At 63.7% G+C, this 3041-nt stretch carries 2 protein-coding genes; both read left to right on the forward strand.

What is annotated here, in order from left to right:
* Window positions 1–172: 172 nt before the first annotated feature.
* Window positions 173–1066 (forward strand): PD40 domain-containing protein, encoded by an 894-nt coding sequence (locus KA184_23805; protein ID MBP8132617.1) that lies wholly within the window; start codon window positions 173–175, stop codon window positions 1064–1066.
* 94 nt (window positions 1067–1160) lie between these two features.
* Window positions 1161–3041, forward strand: a 1881-nt coding sequence (locus KA184_23810; protein MBP8132618.1) for a DUF4838 domain-containing protein, incomplete at its 3' end; no start/stop codon positions are given.

The raw sequence follows: 3041 nt of genomic DNA on the forward strand, positions 1-3041 counted from the left end.
CTAGACTGTTTTCGAGAACGTTCCCTGCTTCTTCAACAATTGAACCCCGATTCCGTTCAAGATATCGGGAATAGGCGGCAAAAGGGAACCCCGCGCCGAGCGGGCCTCTTGACAGGCTTCGGCCGCGTTGATAGGCTGAGCGTTCCACCCACCAACTGGAAGGAGACGGGTTATGAGCGGGCGCAAGACGTATCGGACCCATGCAGTCTTTTTCGCGGCGGCCGTCGTGCTGCTGCTGACCGCGGCGGCGCTGGCGCAGGACAACGCCGTGCAAGTCACGTTCGGCGACAAGCGCGACGTGGACCCCGCCGCGTCGCCGGACGGAAAGCGGCTCGTGTTCGCGTCTAACCGGACGGGCGATTTCTGCATTTACGCGGTGACTTTCGGCGAGGCGGGCGTCGTGCAATTGACACAGAGCGAAAAGGACGACCGCCAGCCGTGCTGGTCGCCCGACGGCAAGAAGGTCATCTTCACGTCGCGGCGCACCGGCCACGGCGACCTCTACGAGATGGCCAGCGACGGCAGTTCGGGCTTCCTGCAAATCACCGACCGCGGCGATGTCGAGGAGTGGCCGTCCTACGCGCCCAAGAGCGGCGGGCTGCTCTTCGTGACCGGCCCCTATAAGCGCATCCAGATTCGCGAGAAGATGAATGTCGTCGTGGCGGACGCCGCCGCGCAGGCCAACACGCCGCGCCTGCTGACGGAAGGCGACGAGCCCCGCTATTCGCCCGACGGGTCGCGCGTGCTCTTCGTCTCGCGACGCACGAAGAACAAGGATGTATGGGTCATGAGCGCCGACGGCGGACTCCAGACGCAATTGACCAACGACCCCAAAGACGACGAGAATCCCTGCTGGTCGCCCGACGGCAAGCACATCGTGTTCGCGTCGGAACGGACCGGGAATTTCGACCTCTGGGTCATGAATACGGACGGCACGGAAGTGCGCCAGTTGACCTCGACGCCCGCACACGAGCGCCAGCCAAGTTGGTCCTCGACGGACCATATCTACTTCACGCGCGAGGCGAGCTCCTCGCAGAGCAACATTTTCCGTATCAATGCGCCGTAATGCAAGGTGATTCATCGGTTTTTACCGTCATTACCTGTTTCCGGCGTCTGATAATGGGTGGTGATGCGCTGTTTTTAAATGATATGGGTTTTTTATGAACGTTATTATCCGCGCAAGTCGCGCGCGCGCCGCTATCGGCTTCGCGCTGTGCCTCGCCTGCGCCGTCTCCGCCGAACAGGAACCGTTTGTCCTTGTGGAAGACGGCAGACCGGCCTGCGGCATTGTGCTGGGCGAGCAGCCCACGCCCGCCGCGCGGCTGGCCGCGCTCGAAATCCAGAGCCACGTCCTGCGCATGACCGGCGCGGAAATTCCCATTGTCAACGAGCCACATGAATGCCCGGGCAGCCGCATCCTCGCTGGCGACAGCGCGGCGGCGCGGGCGCTCGGGTTCGACTCGAAGGACTTCGCCGCGCAGGAGTATGTAATCGCGTTCCGCCCCGGCACGCTGGTGTTGCTGGGCCGCGACTGGACCGACACGGAGCGGAATCGGGCGGAGCTTGGCCGGGGCATCTCCGGCGGGACGCTGGCGCAAGTGCGCCACCACGTCGATTACTGGCGGACGGTGGGATATCCCGAGCGGTCCACCGGCGAGATGGAACTGCCGGGCATCTTCGACGAACAGGCGACATGTTACGCGGCCTATGATTTCCTGGAACGGTTCTGCGGTGTCCGGTGGTACGGCCCGGCGGCGGCGCACCAAGTCCTGCCCGCGAGGACAACGCTGGTTGCGTCCGGCGAGGATGTGCGGCGCGCGCCCGCCCTGAAACACCGCGACGGCATGGTCAGCGGAAACTGGCCTTTTCTCAAGGGTCAATGGGGCGCGTTCACGCCGCAGGAACTGCAGTTATGGTGGCGGCGCATGCGCGCGGGCGGCGAGAAATGGGCCGCCAACCACACGATTCACCGGCAGACTATCGCGGCCGTACTGAACGACCCCGCGTATCAGGCGAAGGGCATCGCGAACGGCATGAACCTCTGCTACACGAGCCCCGCGCTGGTGGAAAGACTGGCCCAGATGGCCCGCGATTTCTTCGACGGCAAGGGCGAACTGCCCGATGGCTTCAAGGCCATGGGCGACTACTACGCCATAGTGCCCGAGGACGTGGCGAAGTACTGCCGCTGCGAGCGTTGCCGCGACCTCTTGAAACTGGGCCGCGGTCAGCAAACCGGCTTCTTCAGCAGCGGCGAGATCAGCGACTACTGGTTCTCCTTCGTCAACGCCGTGGCGCGCGAGGTCGCGAAAACGCACCCGGGCAAATACATCGCCACGCTCGCGTATTGGAACTACGCGTTTCCGCCGGGGACGATTGCGCTCGAACCCAACGTGTCCATCGCGCCATGTCTGCACACCTGCGCCTACGCCATCAACGCGCCGATGCGCGAGAATGATATGCGCTTGTACCGGGGCTGGCTGCGGCAGACCAGCGCGCCCATCTTCCTCTGGAATTACTACCACCATCCCATGGAGCCGGCGTTAATCGAAGGCTGGAAATGCTTCCCCAACGTCATGGTGCACGAAACCGCGCGCGCCATGCGCATGTTCATCGAGGACGGCATACGCGGCATCTTCATCTGCGGCGAGCAGGACCAGCTGGAACATTACGTAATTGCCAAGCTGTGGGACGATCCGTCCGCTGACGTGGACGGGTTGATCGACGAGTTCTTCACCCTGTATTTCGGCGCCGCCGCGGAACCGATGAAGGAGTTCTATCTGACTCTGGAACGCATCGCGTGCGACCCGGCCAATTATCCGCCGGACGACCCGCGGCAGACCAGGCAGACCGCGTGGGCAAACCTTGGGACCTCCGAACGGATGGCGGGGCTGGAAGCGGTCATGAACCGCGCCGTTACGGCCGCCCAGACGGACATCGAAAAGCAGCGCGTGGGTCTCTGGCGCGATTCCATATGGCGATGGATGCTCGACGGACGCGAGCAATACCTCGCGGAAGCGGCCGCCGCGCCGGAGACGCATTCC

Source organism: Candidatus Hydrogenedentota bacterium (assembly GCA_018005585.1).
In the GTDB taxonomy this organism is placed as follows: Bacteria; Hydrogenedentota; Hydrogenedentia; order Hydrogenedentales; family JAGMZX01; genus JAGMZX01.

Excerpts from the sequence above, each read along its gene's own strand:
- KA184_23805 (MBP8132617.1), top strand. The coding sequence starts at position 173 with ATGAGCGGGCGCAAGACGTATCGGACCCATGCAGTCTTTTTCGCGGCG.